The organism is Sulfitobacter donghicola DSW-25 = KCTC 12864 = JCM 14565 (genome assembly GCF_000622405.1).
Lineage (GTDB): Bacteria > Pseudomonadota > Alphaproteobacteria > Rhodobacterales > Rhodobacteraceae > Sulfitobacter > Sulfitobacter donghicola.
The window spans coordinates 1510295-1531896 of sequence record NZ_JASF01000005.1; the positions used below are offsets into that span (position 1 = coordinate 1510295).

The 21602-nt window shown below is 56.2% G+C and carries 19 protein-coding genes and 1 tRNA gene; 15 read left to right on the top strand and 5 right to left on the bottom strand.

Translation table 11 applies throughout. The features are described from left to right. The first annotated feature begins 119 nt into the window (after positions 1–119). From Z948_RS0108255 to Z948_RS0108290, 7 genes are all read left to right on the top strand, one after another. Positions 120–1502, top strand: coding sequence for an aspartate aminotransferase family protein (locus tag Z948_RS0108255; RefSeq protein ID WP_025059096.1), 1383 nt, complete (start codon positions 120–122; stop codon positions 1500–1502). 83 nt (positions 1503–1585) lie between these two features. Continuing rightward, positions 1586–2128, top strand: a complete 543-nt coding sequence (locus Z948_RS0108260; protein WP_245604564.1) for a hypothetical protein — start codon at positions 1586–1588, stop codon at positions 2126–2128. Between the two features lie 187 nt (positions 2129–2315). After that, complete coding sequence (locus Z948_RS0108265; RefSeq protein ID WP_025059098.1) at positions 2316–3500, top strand: tyrosine-type recombinase/integrase; 1185 nt, start codon at positions 2316–2318, stop codon at positions 3498–3500. Continuing rightward, entirely contained in the window at positions 3490–4035 is a 546-nt protein-coding gene (locus Z948_RS0108270; RefSeq protein WP_025059099.1) for a hypothetical protein, read from the top strand. The genes Z948_RS0108265 and Z948_RS0108270 overlap by 11 nt, the downstream gene beginning before the upstream one ends. A 407-nt stretch (positions 4036–4442) precedes the next feature. Beyond that, positions 4443–4730, top strand: a complete 288-nt coding sequence (locus tag Z948_RS0108275; protein ID WP_025059100.1) for a hypothetical protein — start codon at positions 4443–4445, stop codon at positions 4728–4730. A 93-nt stretch (positions 4731–4823) separates the two neighbouring features. Further along, on the top strand, positions 4824–4991 hold the full coding sequence (locus tag Z948_RS18905) for a hypothetical protein (RefSeq protein WP_156023459.1): 168 nt from the start codon (positions 4824–4826) through the stop codon (positions 4989–4991). After that, entirely contained in the window at positions 4991–5377 is a 387-nt protein-coding gene (locus Z948_RS0108290) for a helix-turn-helix domain-containing protein (protein WP_025059101.1), read from the top strand. The genes Z948_RS18905 and Z948_RS0108290 overlap by 1 nt, the downstream gene beginning before the upstream one ends. A gap of 496 nt (positions 5378–5873) precedes the next feature. Here the strand turns inward: Z948_RS0108290 and Z948_RS0108295 are convergent. Beyond that, a tRNA-Leu gene (locus tag Z948_RS0108295) sits at positions 5874–5959 on the bottom strand. A 172-nt stretch (positions 5960–6131) separates the two neighbouring features. Here Z948_RS0108295 and Z948_RS0108300 point away from each other — a divergent pair. The 8 genes from Z948_RS0108300 (at position 6132) to Z948_RS0108335 (ending at position 18994) form a co-directional block, all read left to right on the top strand. Next, a complete protein-coding gene (locus Z948_RS0108300; protein WP_025059102.1) occupies positions 6132–7115 on the top strand; it encodes a complex I NDUFA9 subunit family protein in 984 nt (327 codons plus the stop codon). Beyond that, positions 7115–7918, top strand: a complete 804-nt coding sequence (locus Z948_RS0108305; protein ID WP_037951401.1) for an undecaprenyl-diphosphate phosphatase — start codon at positions 7115–7117, stop codon at positions 7916–7918. Before Z948_RS0108300 ends, Z948_RS0108305 begins: the two co-directional genes overlap by 1 nt. Before the next feature lie 155 nt (positions 7919–8073). Further along, positions 8074–9507 (top strand): NAD(P)-dependent oxidoreductase, encoded by a 1434-nt coding sequence (locus Z948_RS0108310; RefSeq protein ID WP_025059104.1) that lies wholly within the window; start codon positions 8074–8076, stop codon positions 9505–9507. 198 nt (positions 9508–9705) lie between these two features. Then, the gene (gene gltB / locus Z948_RS0108315) at positions 9706–14238 is read left to right on the top strand and encodes a glutamate synthase large subunit (RefSeq protein WP_025059105.1); all 4533 of its coding nucleotides are present in this window, start codon (positions 9706–9708) and stop codon (positions 14236–14238) included. Positions 14239–14395: 157 nt separating this feature from the next. Continuing rightward, the gene (gene mtgA, locus Z948_RS0108320) at positions 14396–15157 is read left to right on the top strand and encodes a monofunctional biosynthetic peptidoglycan transglycosylase (RefSeq protein WP_025059106.1); all 762 of its coding nucleotides are present in this window, start codon (positions 14396–14398) and stop codon (positions 15155–15157) included. Positions 15158–15210: 53 nt separating this feature from the next. Next, on the top strand, positions 15211–15876 hold the full coding sequence (fzlA, locus tag Z948_RS0108325; protein WP_025059107.1) for an FtsZ-binding protein FzlA: 666 nt from the start codon (positions 15211–15213) through the stop codon (positions 15874–15876). A gap of 25 nt (positions 15877–15901) precedes the next feature. Beyond that, the gene (gene queG / locus Z948_RS0108330) at positions 15902–16924 is read left to right on the top strand and encodes a tRNA epoxyqueuosine(34) reductase QueG (protein ID WP_025059108.1); all 1023 of its coding nucleotides are present in this window, start codon (positions 15902–15904) and stop codon (positions 16922–16924) included. Positions 16925–16990: 66 nt separating this feature from the next. Next, positions 16991–18994 carry a hydantoinase/oxoprolinase N-terminal domain-containing protein gene (locus Z948_RS0108335; RefSeq protein WP_025059109.1) on the top strand — a complete coding sequence of 668 codons (2004 nt, stop codon included), beginning with the start codon at positions 16991–16993 and terminating at the stop codon, positions 18992–18994. 36 nt (positions 18995–19030) lie between these two features. On the opposite strand, the gene msrA is transcribed toward Z948_RS0108335, so the two are convergent. The 4 genes from msrA to Z948_RS0108355 form a co-directional block, all read right to left on the bottom strand. Further along, positions 19031–19528 carry a peptide-methionine (S)-S-oxide reductase MsrA gene (msrA, locus tag Z948_RS17945; RefSeq protein WP_037951405.1) on the bottom strand — a complete coding sequence of 166 codons (498 nt, stop codon included), beginning with the start codon at positions 19526–19528 and terminating at the stop codon, positions 19031–19033. Next, complete coding sequence (msrB, locus tag Z948_RS0108345) at positions 19525–19974, bottom strand: peptide-methionine (R)-S-oxide reductase MsrB (protein ID WP_025059110.1); 450 nt, start codon at positions 19972–19974, stop codon at positions 19525–19527. Before msrB ends, msrA begins: the two co-directional genes overlap by 4 nt. Before the next feature lie 237 nt (positions 19975–20211). Next, the gene (locus Z948_RS0108350; protein WP_025059111.1) at positions 20212–21081 is read right to left on the bottom strand and encodes a DMT family transporter; all 870 of its coding nucleotides are present in this window, start codon (positions 21079–21081) and stop codon (positions 20212–20214) included. Positions 21082–21231: 150 nt separating this feature from the next. Beyond that, entirely contained in the window at positions 21232–21507 is a 276-nt protein-coding gene (locus Z948_RS0108355) for an HU family DNA-binding protein (RefSeq protein WP_037951511.1), read from the bottom strand. Positions 21508–21602: the final 95 nt, after the last annotated feature.

Here is a 21602-nt window from a genome sequence, read left to right on the forward strand (position 1 = left end):
CGCTAACGGTCGTTTGTTTTTCTCTAGGGTGCAAGGGGTTAGTTATTGATCAACCTCATGGACGCCGCAAACAAAAAGACTTAGCCATGGAGGTGAATAAGGTAGGAAAAGGACGCCTGATGACCAAATCTCTTACGAATGATGTGCTGACCCAATGGGATCACGATCACTTTTTCCACCCGTCTACACATCTGGGTCAATTTGCCCGCCGTGATGTGGGCAACCGTATCGTTAAAACGGCGGATGGCGTGCATATTACAGACCGCGAAGGGCGCACTTCATTGGATGCTTTTGCAGGTTTGTATTGCGTGAATGTTGGCTATGGCCGCAGTGAAATTGCTGATGCAATTGCCGAACAGGCGCATGAGCTGGCCTATTACCATGCCTATGTTGGTCACGGCACCGAAGCATCGGTGACCCTGTCCCGAATGATCGCAGAGCGTGCGCCAGAGGGCATGAACCATGTCTATTACGGCATGGGCGGATCGGACGCGAATGAGACGAATATCAAGCTGGTTTGGTATTATAACAACGTGTTGGGGCGCCCGAAGAAAAAGAAGATCATCTCGCGCTGGCGTGGGTATCACGGATCGGGATTGGTGACGGGGTCGCTGACGGGGCTGGAGCTGTTTCACAAAAAGTTCGATCTGCCGCTAGAGCAGGTTCTGCACACGCAAGCGCCCTATTATTTCCGCCGGAAAGACCGTTCGATGTCTGAGGCCGAGTTTTCCGCCGATTGTGCGGCAAAGCTGGAAGAGATGATCCTGCGAGAAGGCGCGGACACCATCGCCGCCTTTATCGGTGAGCCGATTCTGGGGACTGGCGGAATTGTCCCACCTCCCGAAGGGTACTGGAGCGCAATTCAGGCGGTTCTGGAGAAATACGATATTCTGCTGATTGCGGATGAAGTTATTACAGGCTTTGGTCGGCTCGGTACGATGATGGGGTCTGAACACTATGGTCTGAAGCCCGATCTGATCACGATCGCCAAAGGGCTGACATCGGCCTATGCGCCTTTGTCGGGCTCTATTGTTTCTGACAAAATGTGGGCTGTGTTAGAGAAGGGCACAGATGAATTTGGCCCGATCGGGCATGGTTGGACCTATTCTGCGCATCCTATCGGGGCTGCTGCGGGTGTGGCCAACCTCAAACTGTTGGATAGCCTGAATTTGGTGAGCAACGCAGGCACTGTCGGCAAGTATTTGAATACCGCAATGGCGGATGCTCTGGGCGGTCATGCCCATGTCGGTGATGTTCGCGGCGAGGGCATGATGTGCGCGGTTGAGTTGATGAAAGACCGCGATGACCATATATTCTTTGATGCGGCCGACAAAGTTGTCCCACGTATTGTGGCCGCGATGCTAGAACGAGGTGTCATCGCCCGCGCTATGCCCCAAGGTGATATCATCGGTTTTGCGCCTCCTTTCTCGCTGACAAAGGAGCAGGTCGATGAAATTGTGGGGGTAACGCAAGCTTCAATTGCTGAGGTTTTGGGGGGCTGATACCAGAAACGGGGCATGAAAGACCGCTTCTGGGTGCTTGGCTCTTTCATGCCTTTCGTCAGCTACATCGCTAGGAAATGACAATGAGAAACTTTTTTCGAATGCTTCAACGCTTGGGTTTGATGTTCTGGGTCATGGCTCCGGTGGCGGCTTTTGCGGCGACGATTGAGCAGTTTGAAGGAACCTATGAAGGCGAGGCCGAATTTATTCTCGAAGGCGAGACCAAGCGGCGAGACATGAGTACGTCGATTGAGATGACGAAAAAGGGGTTCATCATCAGCTGGACGTCGGTCACCTATAAGGGAGATGGGCGGACGAAAACAAAGTCCTACTCCATCCCGTTTTCTCCCAGCGAGAGAGACAATATTTACAAATCTACGATGCGAAATAACGTCTTTGGCAAGGCGACGCCGCTTGACCCGCTTCAGGGTGAGCCTTTTGTCTGGGCGCGGCTGGTGGGTGATACGCTGTCGCTGTTTTCGCTGTTTATCAACGATGTCGGCGAATATGAGATGCAAGAATTCCACAGAACTTTGATGGATGGCGATCTGGGGCTGGTTTTCCGCTTGGTACATAACGGCACTGCCGAGAGAGAGATACACACGATTCTAAAACGTGTTGAATGATTTCGCGGTCGAAAATTTTACGGAAAAATTGGTGCCCAGAAGAGGAATTGAACTACTATATCTAGGGGTTTCGTGGTGTGTCGCTAAATGCCCTAATTTCATGTTTTTTAAGATTTTGGAGGTTTTTGGTGTTCCACGGGGTGCCACCCCATACTATATGTTGAGGGTGGACCAGAAGGTGGACTGAGTGACTAGGGCATTGAACAAGCTATCGGCGCAAGGTGTGAAGTCTCTGATGGCTGGCAAGCACTCGGATGGCGGTGGATTGTGGATTTTCAAGAATGACGATGGCGGCGGCAAGTGGGTGTTGCGGGTGCATGTGCATGGGCGGCGGCGCGAAATGGGGCTGGGCGCTTATCCCCGCGTATCGCTCAAGGAGGCGCGATTAGAGGCCGACAAGTGGCGCAGGGTGTCACAGCAAGGCAAAGACCCGATCAAGCATCGCCAAGCTGCCCAGCGCGCAGCAGAGCGCAATATGCACATCCTAAACGACATCGCCCTAGACGCCTTTGAAAGCCGCAAGGCCGAACTGAAAGGGGATGGCAAAGCGGGGCGGTGGTTTTCTCCTTTGGAGCTGCACATCCTTCCCAAGCTGGGCAAGCTGCCTGTTTCCGAGATCGACCAACGCGACATCCGCGACACGCTGGCCCCGATCTGGCATGACAAAGCAGAGACAGCACGCAAGGCGATGAACCGTCTAGGCATCTGCATCAAACACGCAGCGGCGCTGGGCTTGGACGTGGACATCCAAGTGACAGAGAAGGCAAAGGCGCTTTTGGGCAAGCAACGTCATAAAGCGGTCAACGTCCCTGCGCTGCACTGGCGCGATGTCCCTGCCTTCTATCAATCGCTGAATGAAGGGACCGTGACCGAGCTGGCCCTGCGCTTGCTTATCCTAACGGCGGTACGCTCTGGGCCGTTGCGGTTCCTGCACTTGGACCAGATTGAGGGCGATGTCTGGACCATCCCAGCGGAGGCCATGAAGGGGCGCAAGGACACCACAAGTGACTTTCGCGTGCCTCTATCGTCGGAGGCTTTGGCGGTGGTCGAACAGGCCAAGCCGTTTGCGCGTGACGGGTTCCTATTCGCAGGGGTGCGCAAGGGCGTTATCTCGGACGCGACGATGTCTGCCTACATGAGCAGGCGCGGCATGGTGGAGCGGCCCCATGGGTTCCGGTCCTCTTTCCGTGACTGGATAGCCGAGGCAACAAATGCCCCGCATGATGTGGCGGAAACTTGTCTGGGCCATGTATCGGGGGGCGCTGTTGAGCTGGCCTATCGGCGCACGGATTATTTGGAGCAGCGGCGGGTTTTGATGGAGCGCTGGGCTTTCACCTGCTTACGTTTGGAGGCAAAGGTTCATGTTCTTTAATTATGAAAAATATGAAGAGGCATTTGAGGAAATTGCAGAGTTTCTGGATTGCAACCTTTTGGATGTTTATGATGCATTTTGCGCCAACCCTGAGCCATTGGCACACACTCCAGTTGCAATCAAAGAAGTAAAGGAAGCTAACAAAGAGCTTCTGAGGGCTGCAAATAGTTTAGAGAAGGCCGCAAAAATATGGGCAGGTTTACCACCATCAACTAGGCGGCATCTTAACGGGCAAGGCGCTGTAACTGTGGCACAAATTGAGCGGTCCGTTTTTCTGATGCGAGATATTGCGAAAGATAGGAAAGCTCAACTTCTTGGAGATGGAAGGGGAGGGCGCAACTATGCCGCCTTGTATGTTGCTTACAATGTATTTCAGCTTTTTGAAGATTTAGGGCTGCCAATTAGATTTGGGCATAATGACGGGAAACCTAGCACACAATATGGGCAAGCTGTTGAGTTGTCTTTGAGGGTGCTGGAAATAGATGCTGACTGGAGAAGTGTAACCCGAGAGGCATATGCTCTCACAGAAAACTGATACTGACAGAAACCCAAGATTTTATTTTTGTTTCCGCATTTAGCTGATTTGAGACGGGGCAGTTAGCGTTGGTGCACACGCAAAAATTATGGAGCACCGTCATGACCAGTAAGTACATCTCAACCAAATACCTGTCATTTAGCGAACTACAGGCCAAACTCGGAGGCCGTGGCCGCACGACTTTGTACTAGGATGTAGAGCTTGGCCGCTTGCCCAAACCCGTAAAAATCGGTTCCCGTCTCTATTGGAACGAAGCGGACATCGACGCGACACTTCAAGCACGTGCAAACGCATAACTTCACCCCCCGCCATGCTATGCGCATGGGCGGAGGATGGAGCGTTTACCGTCCAAGGAATGTTTCCAACTTATGCCCAGCGCCGCATGGCTACAAGCCAAAGGCTTTTTCATGACGACAGACAAATTTTTCTCAAAACCCACGCAAGTGTTTTGGACTTGCAAAGCGCTCTTGGATGGGCGCGAAATCTCACATCGAACCGAAATCAGGGAGGTGCGCGGCTGGCGCTTGGGGGCGATTATCCATCGTCTCAAAACCGAATACGCATGGCCGATCCAAACGGCCTACAGCACGCCAGACCATGTGGCGTTCTACAGCTTGCCTATCGGGATAGACCGCACCGCCTTGCGCTTCCCGCCTTCTGCATCGGCGCTGGGCAATGTGGAGGGTGAGGAATGACCGATATGCGTATCACCCACCTACGTCACCGCTTTGGCTTGTCTGAGGGGCAAGCGCGGCTATATGCCGATCTATGCTTTGGAGGGGTGCGCAATGTCTGAGCGATACAAGCTCACGCCCAAAAGCAACGGCTGGACCATCATGGCGCGCAAGGGCGCTGGAGCCGCAACAGACGCGGCGTGGCTATCTCTTGGTGGGTGTCCTGACCATATGACTGCCTTGCGGGTCTATCTGGCGCTTAGAGCGCGGGGAGGCCGTTAATGGCTGGCAAGCCGTACAAGGCTAGCAAAAAGGGGGCTGGGCGTCACGTTCAGCTTCCTGAGTGGTTACAGGCGTCTGAGGCTTGGGGTTCCCTTCCTGTAGGGCCAAGGGCGCTCTATGTTGAACTCAAGCGCCGCTTTAATGGATCGAACAATGGGAGCGTGATTCTCAGTTATCGGGATGCGGCAAAATCGGTCAACGCACATCGGAATACGGTTGGCCGATGGTTTGCCGAGTTGGAGGCGCGGGGGTTTATCATCATGGCCCAAGCGCCCCATTTGGGGCCGTCCGGTATCGGCCAGTCGTCGCATTGGACGCTAACGGAGTACCCCACGAATGACATGAAGCCTGCGACCAAGGATTTTGTTCGGTGGTCCGAAAAATAGAATCCTCGCCACATTATTCAGACACCCTGTCACTCTCATTGTGACACTATGCGCTGATTGACGGTGGTCAGAGCAGGAACCGTCACACTGATTGTGCCGTGAAGTTGGTTTTTGGCGATTAGCGCGGCACCATCATTGGGACATATATACATCTAGCCATAGGCGACGAAATTAGAGCGCGGCCAAAGGTGGGTGGAGCGGGTGATTGTCAGGAAGGTTGAGGAATGTTGAATTGCGCGATCAAAGTAAATTTGGGTGCGAATCCATAATTCGGAGGGTTTGAGGTGAGGGGGGGATTAAGGCTTGCGTGCGATACTTGAGGACCGCTGGTGAGAGCGAAATTTGTGCGTTGCCAGTTTCAGGATAGAAAAGAGGCATGTCAAAAAGCACATGAAGGTGGGTGATTAGCGGATGTGTATAAGGTGGACCAAAAGGTGGACCGGAAACCCAAGTTGCTTGGTAAGCTCTTGTTAGTTAATCACATTTACGGAAAAATTGGTGCCCAGAAGAGGACTCGAACCTCCACACCGTTGCCAGTACTAGCACCTGAAGCTAGCGCGTCTACCATTCCGCCACCTGGGCACACCTTGTAAGCGCTGCATCTAAGGCGCGTGGCGGGGGGAGTCAATTGCCTTTCTCAACTCGGGGGTAAGTTCTTTGATCGGGTTATCCTTAAAGCTCGCGCTTTTTGTTCCTTGTTTGAGAGGCTGAGCAGGGGTACACCCATGGCTGAAAAGCGTTGAGGGTATACATCATGTCTAAACTGGTTACGATTTACGGCGGTTCAGGCTTTGTCGGGCGATATATTGCGCGGCGGATGGCTATGGAGGGATGGCGTGTTCGCGTTGCAGTTCGACGCCCGAACGAGGCATTGTTTGTAAAGACATACGGCGTTGTTGGTCAGGTCGAGCCCGTTTTGTGCAATATCCGCGATGATGCCTCGGTTGCTTCTGTAATGAAGGGTGCTGATGCGGTTGTGAACTGTGTGGGTGTTTTGACCGAGTCGGGTAAGAACACGTTCGAAGCGGTTCAGGCCGAGGGCGCTGAGCGGATCGCGCGGTTGGCGAGTGACGCAGGCATTTCCCGCATGGTTCATGTTTCGGCTATTGGCGCTGATGCAGATGGTGAGAGCAAATATTCTCAGACCAAGGCAAAAGGCGAGGCGGGCGTTCTAAAGCATCAGCCAGAAGCGGTGATTTTGCGCCCCTCCATTATCTTTGGGCCCGAGGATGAGTTCTTTAACCGCTTTGCTGGCATGACGCGCTTTGGTCCGGTTTTGCCCATTGTCGGAGCCAAGAGCAAATTCCAGCCTGTCTATGTGGATGATGTCGCCCAAGCGGCCGTTGCTGGTGTGTTGGGTGAGGCCAAAGGCATCTATGAGCTGGGCGGACCAGAGCAGATGACATTGCGTGAGATGATGGAGCAGATGCTGCTGGTGATCCGTCGCCGCCGTTTGGTTTTGAATATTCCGTTTTTCGCAGCACGGTTCATCGCGTTTATGATGGACATGGTGCAGCTGCTGTCGCTGGGTATTGTGAAAAACGTTCTGGCCACACGAGATCAGGTGAAAAGCCTGCGGAGCGATAATGTGGTTGCCGAGGATGCACAGGGTTTTGATGCGCTGGGCATTGAGCCTGTTGATGCGGCGTCGGTTCTGCCTGAGTATCTGTGGCGTTTCCGCCCGTCGGGCCAGTATGACGCGATCAAGGAATCAGCAAGTAACCTGCGCGCTCACTGATGGAAAACACAACGATTGTCGCGGCCTTTCTGGGGCTTCTCGAAGGGCTGACCGAGTTTATTCCGGTTTCTTCTACGGGGCACATCCTGCTGGCTGGTCACTTTCTGGGCTTTGATTCTGCTGGAAAAACCTTTGAGGTGGTTATTCAGCTGGGAGCGGTTCTGGCGATTTTAACCCTGTATTCTGCGCGCCTGATTGCGGTGTTTTCGGCAGCACCTTCCGACCCACAGGCGCGGCGGTTTATCTGGTCTGTGCTGTTGGCGTTTTTGCCTGCGGTGGTGATTGGCGTGATGGCGCATGGGTTCATCAAGGAAGTCTTGTTTGAAACGCCCATGCTGATTGCTGTGATGTTGATCCTTGGCGGTATCGTTCTGGTGTTTGTGGATCGCATAGCGCCAGAGCCAAAGCATGATGATGCGATGAAGCTGCCGATCCCGATGGCGATCAAGATCGGCTTTATCCAATGTCTTGCGATGATCCCTGGTGTGTCGCGGTCGGGGGCGACGATTGTTGGGGCCTTGATGCTAGGCGCGAGCAAACGTGCGGCGGCTGAGTTTTCCTTCTTTTTGTCGATGCCGACAATGGCCGGTGCCTTTGCATATGACCTTTATAAGAATCGCGATGTGCTGGATACTTCTGCCATGGGCGAGATCGCCGTAGGCTTTGTGATGGCCTTTATCAGTGCGGTTGTCGTGGTGAAGTGGTTGTTGGATTACGTCAGTCGAAACGGCTATGCGATGTTTGGTTGGTGGCGCATTGTGGTTGGTTCTTTGGCTTTAGTGTTTCTTATCAGTGGCTTTTGAGCGATTGGGTCCGATGCGGACTTGTTATTCTGCGAGACGTTACGAAAAATAGGGCGCAGTCAGTAAAAAACTTGCATATAGGTCAGTGTTGCTGACTTTTATTTCCTCCGCGCTTTGTTTAGGAAGCGTGTCTAGGAAGTAGAAAGGTCATGACAATGGCAAAGCAACCCATGTTGAAGTTTATTAATATCGACCGCGATATGCCGGAGAAACGTCCTCCGAACCTACGTAAGGAAGACTTCAACGAGATTTATGCAGAGTACGCTGATGCAAAGGCCAAGGAGCAATCCAGCCGTTGTAGCCAATGTGGCGTACCCTATTGCCAAAGCCATTGCCCGTTGCACAACAACATCCCTGACTGGCTGCGTCTGACAGCCGAAGGGCGTTTGGAAGAAGCCTATGAGGTTTCTCAGGCGACAAACACGTTCCCAGAAATTTGTGGCCGCATTTGCCCGCAGGACCGCCTGTGTGAGGGGAACTGCGTCATCGAACAATCCGGCCATGGCACCGTCACCATTGGTTCGATCGAAAAATACATCACCGATACTGCGTGGGAAAAGGGCTGGGTCAAGCCGATTACTGCCGCGACCGAGCGCAAGGAATCTGTGGGCATCATTGGTGCTGGTCCGGGTGGATTGGCGGCGGCGGATTTCCTGCGCCGTGCTGGTGTGCAGGTGACTGTATATGATCGTTATGACCGCGCGGGTGGTTTGCTGACCTATGGCATCCCCGGTTTCAAGCTGGAGAAAGATGTGGTCATGCGCCGCAACGAGCAGTTGGAGCAAAGTGGCGTGACCTTTAAGCTGAACTGCGCCGTGGGCGAAGACATCAGCTTTGACGATATTCGCAAGGCCCATGATGCGGTGATTATCGCAACGGGCGTGTACAAAAGCCGTGATTTGCAGGCCCCGGGTGTGGGTGTGCAGGGTTTGGTTCCCGCGTTGGAGTTCCTTACCGTTTCGAACAAGAAAAGCTTTGGCGATGATGTGCCAGCGTTCAACGACGGTAGCCTGAATGCTGAAGGCAAGAATGTTGTTGTGATCGGTGGTGGTGACACGGCGATGGACTGTGTTCGCACCTCGATCCGTCAGGGCGCCAAGAGCGTGAAATGTCTGTACCGCCGTGACCGTGCCAACATGCCGGGTAGCCAGCGCGAAGTGCAGAACGCCGAAGAAGAAGGCGTGGTATTTGAATGGCTCAGCGCGCCCAAGGGATTCACCGGTGATCCGATCACAGGTGTGATGGTTCAAAAGATGCGTCTGGGCCAGCCTGATGCATCAGGCCGCCAAGCCCCCGAAGTGATCGAGGGTGCGGATTATGTCGAGGACGCTGATCTGGTGATCATGGCCCTTGGATTTGAGGCCGAAGACCTGCCAACGTTGTGGGATTGTCCTGATCTGCCTGTGACCCGTTGGGGCACGGTAAAGGCTGAATATACGACAGGCCGCACCGAGGCCGAGGGCGTTTATGCCGTGGGCGATATTGTGCGCGGGGCGTCATTGGTTGTTTGGGCAATCAAAGACGGCCGCGATTGTGCCGAGGCGATTTTGGAGCAATTCAACGGCGCATCTGCTGTCGCTGCCGAGTGATGTCACACATCGTGCACAGCCTGTGCACCGATGCGGCATACGATTGAGTATTAATGTCTGGTTAAAGGGTCAGTTGAGCTGCCCTGTATTGCCGGAAAGATGAACAAAGTCTGTAAAGGTGCCTGCTTTTCATAGCGTGCCTGTATCGGACAAGAGACCAACCTTTGCGCTGTTTGCGCCCTTAAAAGGAGACGACCAATGACCAAATATGATGACGCATGGGTAGCCCGCGAAGAAGCCAAGCGTGCGTTTATGGCTGAGAAGGGTTTGTACTCTCCCGAGGAGGAGCATTCCTCCTGTGGTGTTGGCCTTGTGGTGAACATCGAGGGGAAACGCTCGCGTGAAGTTGTTGAAAACGGGATCAAGGCGCTGAAAGCAATCTGGCACCGTGGCGCGGTAGATGCGGATGGGAAAACCGGCGATGGCGCGGGTATTCACGTGCAAATTCCGGTGCCGTTCTTTTACGACCAGATTGAGCGCACAGGCCACAAGCCGCGCATGGACGAGCTGATCGCGGTTGGCCAAGTATTCCTGCCGCGCACTGATTTTGGCGCACAGGAAACTTGCCGGACTATTGTTGAGACCGAAGTCCTGCGCATGGGCTATTACATCTACGGCTGGCGCCATGTGCCTGTTTCGGTTGAGTGCTTGGGTGAAAAGGCCAACGCCACCCGCCCCGAGATCGAACAGATCCTTATTTCGAACTCGAAAGGCGTAGACGAAGAGACATTCGAGCGTGAGCTATATGTGATCCGTCGTCGCATCGAAAAGGCGGCGATCGCGGCGCAGGTGCCGACGTTGTACATCGCGTCGATGTCCTGCCGCAGCATCATCTATAAGGGTATGATGTTGGCCGAGCAGGTGGCCGAGTTCTATCCCGACCTGATGGATGAGCGCTTTGAGAGTGCTTTTGCGATTTATCACCAGCGTTATTCCACCAACACCTTCCCGCAGTGGTGGTTGGCCCAGCCGTTCCGCATGCTGGCCCATAACGGTGAGATCAACACCCTGAAGGGTAACCTGAACTGGATGAAGAGCCACGAAATCCGCATGGCGTCGGCGACGTTTGGCGATTTGGCCGAGGATATCAAACCGATCGTGGCGGCGGGGTCTTCGGACTCGGCGGCGCTGGATTCTGTGTTTGAGGTTCTGGTGCGCGCGGGTCGTTCCGCGCCGATGGCCAAGACAATGTTGGTGCCGGAAAGCTGGTCCAAGCAGGCGGTTGAATTGCCGCAAGCGTGGCGCGACATGTATTCCTACTGCAATTCGGTGATGGAGCCATGGGATGGCCCTGCTGCATTGGCGATGACTGATGGTCGTTGGGTTTGTGCGGGTCTGGACCGGAACGGCCTGCGCCCGATGCGCTATGTTGTGACCAGCGACGGGATGCTGATCGCGGGTTCCGAGGCGGGCATGGTGCCGCTGGACGAGTCGCGCGTTGTGAGCAAAGGCGCCTTGGGGCCGGGCCAGTTGTTGGCCGTGGACATGCAAGAGGGCAAGCTGTTCGGCGATACCGAGATCAAAGACAAGCTATCGGCGGCGCGTCCGTTCGGTGACTGGGTTGGCAAGATCAACGAGCTGGACGAGGCGCTGGCGGGTGTAACTGAAAAGCCATTGTTTGAGGGGGCCGAGCTGCGCCGCCGTCAGATTGCGGCGGGTTACACCATTGAAGAGCTGGAACAGATCCTTGCGCCGATGGCGGAGGACGGCAAAGAGACTCTGGCCTCGATGGGGGATGACACGCCATCGGCTGTTTTGTCGGGCAAGTACCGCCCGCTGAGCCACTTCTTCCGTCAGAATTTCTCGCAGGTGACAAACCCGCCGATCGACAGCTTGCGCGAATTCCGCGTGATGAGCCTGAAGACGCGTTTCGGGAACCTGAAGAACGTGTTGGATGAAAACAGCAGCCAGACCGAGATTCTGGTTTTGGACAGCCCGTTTGTAGGCAACGCCCAGTTTGAGGCGCTGATGACCCAGTTCAACGCGGATGTGACCACGTTGGATTGTACCTATGAAGCGGGTGCAGGAAATCTGAATGCGGCGCTGGAGCGTATCCGTGCCGAGGCCGAAGATGCGGTGCGTTCGGGGGCTGGCCATTTGGTTTTGACCGATCAGCACAGCGATGCGGATAAGGTTGCGATCCCGATGATCCTTGCGACCAGCGCGGTGCACAGCCACCTGACGCGCAACGGGTTGCGGACCTTTACCTCGATCAACGTGCGTTCGGCTGAATGTGTTGATCCGCATTACTTTGCGGTTCTGATCGGCTGCGGTGCGACTGTTGTAAACGCCTATCTGGCCGAGGATTCATTGGCGGATCGTATTGGGCGCGGGTTGTTGGATATTGATCTGACCACTGCGATTGCGCGTTACCGCGAAGCGATTGACCAAGGTCTTCTCAAGATCATGGCAAAGATGGGTATTTCGGTGATCTCTTCCTACCGTGGGGGCCTGAATTTTGAGGCCGTTGGCCTGTCGCGCGCGATGGTTGCCGAATATTTCCCAGGTATGACCAGCCGCATCAGCGGCATCGGCGTCAGCGGCATTCAACGCAAAGCCGAAGAGGTTCATGCCAAAGGCTGGGCCGGTGGCGATGCTATTTTGCCGATTGGCGGTTTCTACAAGTCCCGCAAATCGGGTGAGACCCACGCGTGGGAAGCGACCTCGATGCATATGTTGCAGGCGGCCTGTGATCGCGCCTCTTACGAGATGTGGAAGCAGTATAGTTCGAAAATGCAAAGCAACCCGCCGATCCATTTGCGTGATTTGCTGGCGCTGAAACCTTTGGGTGAGGCGGTTCCGATTGAGGAAGTGGAAAGCATTACCGCGATCCGCAAGCGTTTCGTGACTCCGGGTATGTCTTTGGGTGCGTTGAGCCCTGAAGCGCATAAAACCCTGAACGTGGCGATGAACCGTATTGGCGCAAAATCTGACAGTGGTGAGGGCGGCGAAGACCCCGCACACTTCCTGCCGGAAGCCAATGGCGACAACCCGTCTGCGAAGATCAAGCAGGTGGCCTCGGGCCGTTTTGGTGTGACTGCCGAGTATCTGAACCAGTGTGAAGAGCTGGAGATTAAGGTCGCGCAGGGTGCCAAGCCCGGTGAGGGTGGCCAGTTGCCCGGTATGAAAGTGACCGAGCTGATTGCGCGTCTGCGCCACTCGACCCCGGGTGTGACGCTGATCTCGCCTCCGCCGCACCACGACATCTATTCGATCGAAGACCTCGCGCAGCTGATTTACGATCTCAAGCAGATCAACCCGCGCTGTAAGGTCACCGTCAAACTGGTAGCGTCGAGCGGTGTTGGCACGATTGCTGCGGGTGTGGCCAAGGCCAAGGCGGATATCATCCTGATCTCGGGCCACAATGGCGGCACGGGTGCCTCGCCTGCGACCTCGATCAAATATGCGGGTCTGCCGTGGGAGATGGGCCTGACCGAGGCGCATCAGGTTTTGTCGATGAACAACCTGCGTGACCGTGTGACATTGCGGACCGATGGTGGTTTGCGCACGGGCCGTGACATTGTCATGGCGGCGATGTTGGGTGCCGAGGAATACGGTATCGGTACGGCTGCGCTGATCGCGATGGGCTGTATCATGGTGCGTCAGTGCCAGAGCAACACATGCCCTGTGGGTGTGTGTACCCAGGATGAGGCGCTGCGCGACAAGTTCACTGGCAATGCGGATAAGGTTGTGAACCTCATCACCTTCTACGCAACCGAGGTGCGCGAAATCCTTGCCTCAATCGGGGCGCGTTCGTTGGATGATGTTATTGGCCGTGCGGATTTGCTGACGCAGGTTTCACGTGGCTCTGCGCATCTGGATGATCTGGACCTGAACCCGCTGTTGATCTCGGTCGATACAGAGCGGGACACGGTTTATGACCGCAGCAAGCCGCGCAATTTTGTGCCTGACACGCTGGATGCGCAGATCGTCACTGACGCAGTGCGGTTCCTTGAGGATGGCGAAAAGATGCAGCTAAGCTATGCGGTGCAGAACACGCACCGGACAGTTGGCACGCGGATTTCTAGCCATATCGTGAAACGTTTTGGCATGCGCAATGATTTGCAGGCCAACCACCTGACCGTGAACCTGACGGGTTCTGCTGGCCAATCGCTGGGTGCCTTTGCGGCGCCGGGTCTAAAGCTGGTCGTGTCGGGTGATGCGAACGACTATGTGGGCAAGGGTCTGTCTGGTGGTACGGTTGTTGTGCGCCCTCAGATGAAGTCTCCGATTGTGGCGTCTGAGAACACGATCATCGGGAACACTGTTCTATATGGTGCGACGGATGGGTATCTGTTTGCGGCTGGTCGCGCGGGGGAACGCTTTGGCGTTCGTAACTCGGGGGCGAGCGTGGTGATCGAGGGCTGTGGCAGCAACGGTTGTGAATATATGACTGGCGGTGTTGCGGTTATTCTGGGTGAGATCGGCGCGAACTTTGGCGCGGGTATGACGGGTGGCATGGCCTATCTGTATGATCCAGAGGGCCGCGCAACCGACATGATGAACCATGAAACACTGGTGCATTGTGCGGTGACCCAAGATCACTGGGAAAACCAGCTGAAGACCCTGATCGAAGCGCATGTTGCCGAGACCAACAGCCGCAAGGCCGCGGATATCTTGCAGCATTGGGAACTGGAAAAGGGCAACTTTGTTCAGGTCTGCCCCAAGGAAATGCTGAGCCGTATTCCTGCGCCTTTAGGGATCGAAGATCAGGCTATTCCTGCGGAATAAGCGATAGACAAAAGCGTCAGCGGAAGGTGTGCCCTTTCGCTGGCGTTTGTTTGCGGCCCTGAGGCGGGCCGTTTGAAAGAGTGCGATTTTAAACACGCAAGTCATAGTTGTGGATTGAAAAGTTCACAAAGTGAGCAACCGCGTTTATAGCTATCGCATGGCAAAACGTTCCACCAAAACCAAGGCAAAGCCAAAGGCGAAACCTGCGTCAAAGACGAAGGTTGTGTCGAAGGAGCCTGCGCGCCGATCCTTGCGACAGCGGCTGCGTCGGTTTGTTTGGCGGGTGGTTGCGATTTCATTCCTTGTTGTTGTTGGCGCGGTCCTGCTGGGCAGTGTCGTGAACCCGCCCTCCACGGCCTATATGTTTGGTGAATCGCGCCGATTGGGCGGGGTGGATCAGGAATGGGTTCCGTTGGAAGAGATTGCGCCCGTGATGGCGCGGGCGGCTGTTGCGGCGGAGGATGCCAATTTCTGCGACCACTGGGGTTTCGATGTGAAGGCGATCAGATCGGCGATTGCGCAGGGGTCGAACCGTGGGGCATCGACGATCAGCCAGCAGACGGTCAAGAACGTGTATCTGTGGCACGGGCGCACGTGGGTGCGCAAAGCGTTAGAGGCGGGCATCACGCCCTTGGTCGAGGCCGTTTGGCCCAAGCGGCGGATTTTGGAAGTATACCTGAACGTGGCCGAGTTTGATGAGGGTGTGTTTGGCGTTGAGGCGGCGGCGCGCCATTATTTCGGGATTGGGCCAGAGGATTTGACCGCGCGGCAGGCCTCGCAACTGGCGGCGGTGTTGCCATCGCCGAAACGGCGCAGCGCATCGCGCCCGACGGCTGCCCTAAAGAAACGGGCGGCGCAAATCCGCTCGGGGGCGGCGACGATCAAGGCGGACGGGCGCGCTGATTGTTTCGAGAGTTGAATTTCTGTGCGTCTCAGGGCATTTAGGTTGGGTACTCCCAATTCGGAATTGTCATGGCCCGCTTGTTTCACGTTTCTCTATCACCCTTTTGTCGTAAAATCCGGTTGAGCCTTGCGGAAAAGAAGATCGAGTGTGAGCTAGTCGAGGAGAAATATTGGGAGCAAGACCCCGATTTTCTGCGCCGTAACCCTGCTGGCAAAGTGCCTGTGCTGCGGTTGGATGGCATCATGATGTCCGAGAGTGCGGCGATTTGCGAATACATCGAAGAGACGCGGCCCGAGCCGTCTTTGCTGCCCTCGGACCCTGCGCAGCGGTTGGAGGTGCGCCGCTTGGTCAGTTGGTTTGATGACAAATTCCATCACGAGGTGACAAGCAAGCTGCTCTATGAGCGGGTGAACAAAAAGATGATGAAGGCGGGTTACCCTGACAGTAAGAATGTCAAAGCGGGGGCGCGCGCGATCAAGTTTCATTTGGGGTATATGACGTGGTTGCTGGATCATCGTCGTTGGCTGGCGGGCGATTCCATGACGTTGGCGGATTTCGCAGCGGCGGCGCATTTGTCATCGTTGGATTACATCTCGGACGTGGATTGGAACAGCTGCCCCGAGGTGAAGGACTGGTACGCCAAGATCAAATCGCGCCCTGCGTTTCGATCCATTCTCGCCGATCAAGTGCCAGGATTTACGCCGCCCAAGCATTACAATGATCTGGATTTTTGACTCCGTTTCAGGGGGTATCTGAGCGATGGACCTGAAGGCGCGCTTGGTTGCTAAGGCGTTGGAAGAGGGGTTTGTCGCCTGTCGCATTTGCAAGCCGACAGCGGTGCCTGAGGTGCCTGCGCGGTTGGATGCGTTTTTGGCGGCTGGCTATCATGGGCAAATGGGGTGGATGGAGGAGCGTGTCACGTGGCGCGCGGACCCATCCGCGCTGTGGCCCGAGGCGCGATCGGTTATTATGTTGGCCGAAAGCTATGCGCCAGAACATGATCCGTTAGAGATACTGGAACGACCCGATCTAGGGGCGGTTTCCGTCTATGCCAAAGGGCGCGATTATCATGACATCGTGAAAAAGCGGCTGAAACGATTGGCGCGGTGGTTGATCGAACAGGAAGAGTGTCAGGTAAAGGTATTTGTCGATACGGCCCCTGTGCCAGAAAAGGCATTGGCGCAGGCGGCAGGGCTGGGCTGGCAGGGGAAACACACCAATATCGTCAGCCGAGATTGGGGCAATTGGGCCTTTTTAGGCTCTGTTTTTACGACTCTTGAGCTGGAACCCGATGCACCTGAGGTGGATCGGTGTGGCAGCTGCACGGCCTGTCAGGAAGTCTGCCCGACAGATGCCTTTCCCGCGCCTTATCAGCTGGATGGGCGGCGGTGCATTTCCTATCTGACGATCGAATACAAAGGCCCCATCGACGAAGAGATGCGCCCCGCCTTGGGGAACCGCATTTATGGTTGCGATGATTGTCTGGCGGCCTGTCCATGGAATAAATTCGCCGTCGCGGCGAGTGATATGCGGTATCACGGCAGCGCGGGGGGCACCTTGGCCGAGCTGGCGGTTCTGGATGATCCGACATTCCGCACGCGGTTTTCGGGATCGCCGATCAAACGGATCGGGCGGGACAGGTTCACGCGCAATGTTCTTTATGCCATCGGGAATTCGGGGGATGTGTCGCTGCGCGCGGTTGCGCAGTCTTTGTGCGAGGACGAAGATGCAACCGTGGCGGATGCCGCGCGTTGGGCGGTGGCGCAACTGGCGCATCTGTGACGCTAACAGGCAGGTTTTGCGCGGGTAATCGGGTAGGAAATTCCAAACAGAATTACGGAGGGCGCTATGGCTTTGCTTTTGGGCGTTGATACAGGCGGGACTTATACGGATGCGGTGATCATTCGGGATGAGCGGGACGTCATCGCCAGCGCCAAGGCGCTCACCACGCGGCAGGATTTGGCGATCGGGGTTGGCGGTGCTGTTCAGGCGGTGCTGGCGCAATCGGGGATCGCGGCGGGGGATATTGCGCTGGCGTCATTGTCCACCACGCTGGCGACCAATGCCTTGGTCGAGGGGCAGGGCGGGCGCGTGGCGCTGATCTATATCGGGTTCAGGGAAAGCGATCTGGAAAAGCATGGGCTGCTGGATGCGCTAAAGGGTGATCCGTCGGTTGTGCTGGACGGGGGGCATAACCACGCAGGCGGCGAGGCCGCGCCGCTGGATGAGAACGGTTTGCGCGCGTTTTTGGCCGCGCATGGGGCGGGTGTTGGCGGGTTTGCTGTTGCCTCGCAATTCGCCACGCGCAACCCAGCGCATGAGTTGCGCGCGATGGCATTGGTGGCCGAGATAACAGGGCGGCCTGTGTCGGCTTCGCATCAGTTGTCGGCCAAGCTGAACGGGCCAAAGCGCGCGATGACGGCGGTGCTGAATGCGCGGTTGATCGGGATGATTGATCGCTTGATTGGGCGCGCCGAAGATACGCTGAGCGATCTGGGCGTGACTGCGCCGCTGATGGTGGTGCGCGGTGACGGGGCGCTGATTTCCAGCGCGCAGGCCCGAGAGCGGCCGATTGAGACGATCCTGAGCGGCCCTGCCGCGTCGATTGTCGGGGCGCGGTGGATGACGGGTGCTGATCTGGCGCTGGTGTCTGATATTGGCGGGACGACAACGGATGTGGCGCTGCTAAAGGACGGGCGTCCAGCGATTGATCCTGCGGGTGCGCGGGTGGGTCCGTATCGCACCATGGTCGAGGCCGTAGCCATGCGCACCACAGGCTTAGGCGGCGACAGCGAGGTGCATTTTCTGACCGAAGGGTTGCATGGCGGTGTCGTGTTGGGCCCACGGCGGGTGCTGCCGATTTCACTGGTGGCGGTGGATGCGCCCGAGGTGGTGCACAGGGCGCTAGATTCCCAGCTGCGCAGCACGCTTCCCAGTGAACATGACGGGCGGTTTGTGCGCGCGGTTGCGGGGCAAACGATGGAGGGGATCGGCACGCGCGAGCAGGCCTTGCTGGACCGGATCGGCGATGCGGTTCATCCGTTGGGCGATGTGTTACGCTCGCGGATCGAGCATGGCGCGTTAAAGCGTTTGATCGAACGCGGTTTGGTGCAGGTGGCGGGGGTGACGCCTTCGGATGCGAGCCATGTTTTGGGAACTGCCGAGGCGTGGGATGCAGAGGCGGCGGAAAAGGCGCTGACCCTATTCGGGCGCAGGCGGACTGGATCGGGGGATCGGTTGGCCAATGACCCTGCGATGATGGCAAAGATCATTGTGGATCAGTTGGAACAGCAGACCGCTTTGGCCTTGTTAGAGACTGCTTTTGCCGAAGAAGAGGTGGGTTACGGGCTGGAGCCTGATGTGTTGGCGCGGCATGTTTTGATGCAGCGCGGGCTGGGCGGGCATAGTGAGTTGGTGCGCCTTGAAACGGGATTGGCGGTGCCTGTGATCGGCTTGGGGGCCTCGGCGGGGACGTATTACCCTGCGGTGGGAACGCGGCTGGGGTGTGAGATGATCCTGCCGGAGCATGCAGGCGTTGCGAATGCGATTGGCGCGGTGGTGGGCCGTGTCACCATGCGTGAGGTGGGCACGGTTACGTCGCCTAGCGAAGGCAAGTTTCGGGTTCACCTGACTGAAGGGCCGCAAGATTTCGGGAATGAGGATGAGGCGCTGGCCAGTCTGGAAACGGTGCTGCGCAAGCGCGCCCTGAGTGCTGCGCAAGCGGCGGGGGCTGAGGATATTCAGATATCTGTCACGCAGGATGTGCGCACGGCCCATGTGGAATCCAGAGACGTGTTTGTGGAGGCGGAAATCACTGTTGAGGCCTCTGGCCGTCCACGGGTGGCCAGCTAGGGTAGGCTATCCACCAAGGCGGATAGCCTGCGTTCTTTAGCGTTTGGGCAGCACCCAATCGGGGCGCGGGAAATGGCAGGTGTACCCGTTCGGGATACGCTCAAGGTAGTCTTGATGCTCGGGCTCTGCCTCCCAGAAATCGCTGACGGGTTCCACTTCGGTCACGACCTTACCGGGCCAAATGCCAGAGGCTTCGATATCGGCGATGGTGTCTAGTGCGACGGCTTTTTGCGCGTCATCCTCATAGTAGATCGCCGAGCGATAGCTCATCCCCATGTCGTTGCCTTGGCGATTGATGGTGGTCGGATCGTGGATTTGGAAGAAGAGTTCGAGAAGGTCACGATAAGACAGCAGAGCAGGGTCAAAGGTGACCTCAATCGCTTCGGCGTGGGTGCCGTGGTTGCGGTAGGTGGCATTCGGCACGTCGCCACCAGAATAGCCAACGCGGGTATCCACCACACCTTTGCGTTTGCGGATCAGGTCCTGCATACCCCAGAAACATCCTCCTGCCAGTACGGCGCGCTCAGTGCTCATGTGATGTCCTCTACTTGGTTGATGTAGTCGCCATAGCCTTCGGCCTGCATATCGTCGCGGTGGACAAAGCGCAGGGAGGCGGAGTTGATGCAATAACGCAGGCCGCCGCGGTCTGGCGGGCCATCGGGGAACACGTGGCCGAGGTGGCTGTCGCCATGGGTGCTGCGCACTTCGGTGCGGACCATGCCGAGGGTCGTATCGCTGAGCTCTTGGACGTGGGCGGGTTCGATTGCTTTGGTAAAGCTGGGCCAGCCGCAGCCGCTTTCGTATTTGTCGGTGGATGCAAAAAGGGGCTCGCCGGATACGATATCGACGTAGATGCCGGGTTCTTTATTCGCCAAGAGTTTGCCCGTGCCGGGGCGTTCTGTGCCGCTTTCTTGGGTGACGTAGAACTCTTCTGGTGAGAGGGTCGCGATGACGTCGGGGTTTTTGGTATATCCGGTCAAGGGGGTCTCCTTTGCGAGATGCTAGGGCCTATAGATGGGGTATTTTGGCGGAAAATCAACGGGTGCGTAACGCTGTAGCCTAGCGCGGGCCATTACCTGAAATATCCGGTGTTAGGGCTGGGGGATCAGGATTTCGCTTTTCATAAAGCTTTGCGGTTGGTTGCCCGCATCTTGGGGGGAGGTCCATAGGTAAACAAAACCATGCAAGATGATAGTCAGCGGCGTCTTATGCGCGATTTAGGCCGAGCGCTGCCGCGAAATTTGCACAGCAAGGATGCCTGCGGCGATGATCGCAACGCCGATAAGATCACGCGGGCCTAGGGATTCACCCAGCAGAACCGCAGCAATGGCCACGCCGAAGAAGGGGTTGAGAAAGTGGAAGGCTGCTGCGCGTGTGGCGCCGATACGGCCAACGAGGGTGAACCAGACCCATGTCGCCAGCAGACCTGGCACAAGGCAGGTATAGATAAAGGCGGTAATCAGCGGCCAAGTGAAATTGATGTGGGGCGTTTCAAACAGCAGGGTTGCGATGACCAGAGCCGCGCAGCCCACCAGCATTTGCAACCCGACCACCATCAGCAAATTCCCACCAGAAGAGGCGCCGCGCACGGTGAGCGTAGCAATGGTAAGCGCCAATACTCCGATAAAGCAGATTCCAACGCCGACGATATCAACGCCTTGGTTGATCCGCGTGCCCATGATCAGGGCAACACCGACCACACCAGCAAGAAGCCCAACGACCCCCAAAGGGCTGAGCCTGTCGCCCATAAACATCCAAGCGGCCAGTCCCACCATCAGTGGCATGGTGGAGGCGATGATCGCGGCGAGGGAGGCCTCGATTGTTTGCATGGCGACAAAGAACAGGCCGAGGTAGATGGCGTTTTGCAAAATGCCAAAGCTGATGGTCGCGCGCCATTGCGAACGGGTAAGGTGCCAGCTTTGGCCCAAGGCGCGGGCGATCGAAACGCCAATAACGCCAGACACAAGATATCTGAGAGAGAGCGCGGCAAGAGGGGTGGCATCTGCGACGATGATACGGGCCGAGGTAAAGGCAGACGACCAGATCAATGCAAAGATGAGGCCAAGGCCGATTGCGCGTAAGTCCATAAGATCTCAACCACTCTGCTATTTGTTTTGGAACATCTGGCAGAAGGGGGGGACTTGCAACCGGCAATATCGTGGTTTGACCGAGCTTGCGTAAAAAAAGGGCCACCCCGATGGATGACCCTTTCAAAGACTGTCAGTTAAAAACTGGTCTTAGCCGTTTACGCTGTCTTTCAGCGCTTTGGCGATGGTCATTTTCACAACCTTGTCCGCTTCTTTTTTGAACTGTTCGCCAGTTGCAGGGTTACGCACCATGCGCTCTGGGCGTTCACGGCAATAGATTTTGCCAACACCTGGGAGAGTAACAGCACCACCGCCGGATACTTCTTTGGTGATCAGTGCGCATACTGCTTCGAGTGCTGCGCCGGCTGCTTTTTTGTCGCTGCCCATTTCGTCTGCCAATGCGGCGACGAGTTGTGTTTTAGTCATTGGTTTTGTTGCCATGTTAATTCTCCTCGGCTGCCCGAATATTGGGCCTCATGGGCGGAATGTAACGGTATGTTATGAGCAAACACAACGAATTG

What these genes read in the sequence shown, in the direction of transcription:
- gltB (WP_025059105.1), top strand. Translation starts at nt 9,706, where the DNA reads ATGACCAAATATGATGACGCATGGGTAGCCCGCGAAGAAGCCAAGCGT.
- Z948_RS0108260 (WP_245604564.1), top strand. Translation starts at nt 1,586, where the DNA reads ATGAGAAACTTTTTTCGAATGCTTCAACGCTTGGGTTTGATGTTCTGG.
- Z948_RS0108335 (WP_025059109.1), top strand. Translation starts at nt 16,991, where the DNA reads ATGGCTTTGCTTTTGGGCGTTGATACAGGCGGGACTTATACGGATGCG.
- Z948_RS0108300 (WP_025059102.1), top strand. Translation starts at nt 6,132, where the DNA reads ATGTCTAAACTGGTTACGATTTACGGCGGTTCAGGCTTTGTCGGGCGA.
- Z948_RS0108275 (WP_025059100.1), top strand. Translation starts at nt 4,443, where the DNA reads ATGACGACAGACAAATTTTTCTCAAAACCCACGCAAGTGTTTTGGACT.
- queG (WP_025059108.1), top strand. Translation starts at nt 15,902, where the DNA reads ATGGACCTGAAGGCGCGCTTGGTTGCTAAGGCGTTGGAAGAGGGGTTT.
- Z948_RS18905 (WP_156023459.1), top strand. Translation starts at nt 4,824, where the DNA reads ATGTCTGAGCGATACAAGCTCACGCCCAAAAGCAACGGCTGGACCATC.
- Z948_RS0108290 (WP_025059101.1), top strand. Translation starts at nt 4,991, where the DNA reads ATGGCTGGCAAGCCGTACAAGGCTAGCAAAAAGGGGGCTGGGCGTCAC.
- Z948_RS0108255 (WP_025059096.1), top strand. Translation starts at nt 120, where the DNA reads ATGACCAAATCTCTTACGAATGATGTGCTGACCCAATGGGATCACGAT.
- Z948_RS0108310 (WP_025059104.1), top strand. Translation starts at nt 8,074, where the DNA reads ATGGCAAAGCAACCCATGTTGAAGTTTATTAATATCGACCGCGATATG.
- fzlA (WP_025059107.1), top strand. Translation starts at nt 15,211, where the DNA reads ATGGCCCGCTTGTTTCACGTTTCTCTATCACCCTTTTGTCGTAAAATC.
- Z948_RS0108355 (WP_037951511.1), bottom strand. Translation starts at nt 21,507, where the DNA reads ATGACTAAAACACAACTCGTCGCCGCATTGGCAGACGAAATGGGCAGC.
- msrA (WP_037951405.1), bottom strand. Translation starts at nt 19,528, where the DNA reads ATGAGCACTGAGCGCGCCGTACTGGCAGGAGGATGTTTCTGGGGTATG.
- Z948_RS0108350 (WP_025059111.1), bottom strand. Translation starts at nt 21,081, where the DNA reads ATGGACTTACGCGCAATCGGCCTTGGCCTCATCTTTGCATTGATCTGG.
- mtgA (WP_025059106.1), top strand. Translation starts at nt 14,396, where the DNA reads ATGGCAAAACGTTCCACCAAAACCAAGGCAAAGCCAAAGGCGAAACCT.
- Z948_RS0108270 (WP_025059099.1), top strand. Translation starts at nt 3,490, where the DNA reads ATGTTCTTTAATTATGAAAAATATGAAGAGGCATTTGAGGAAATTGCA.
- Z948_RS0108305 (WP_037951401.1), top strand. Translation starts at nt 7,115, where the DNA reads ATGGAAAACACAACGATTGTCGCGGCCTTTCTGGGGCTTCTCGAAGGG.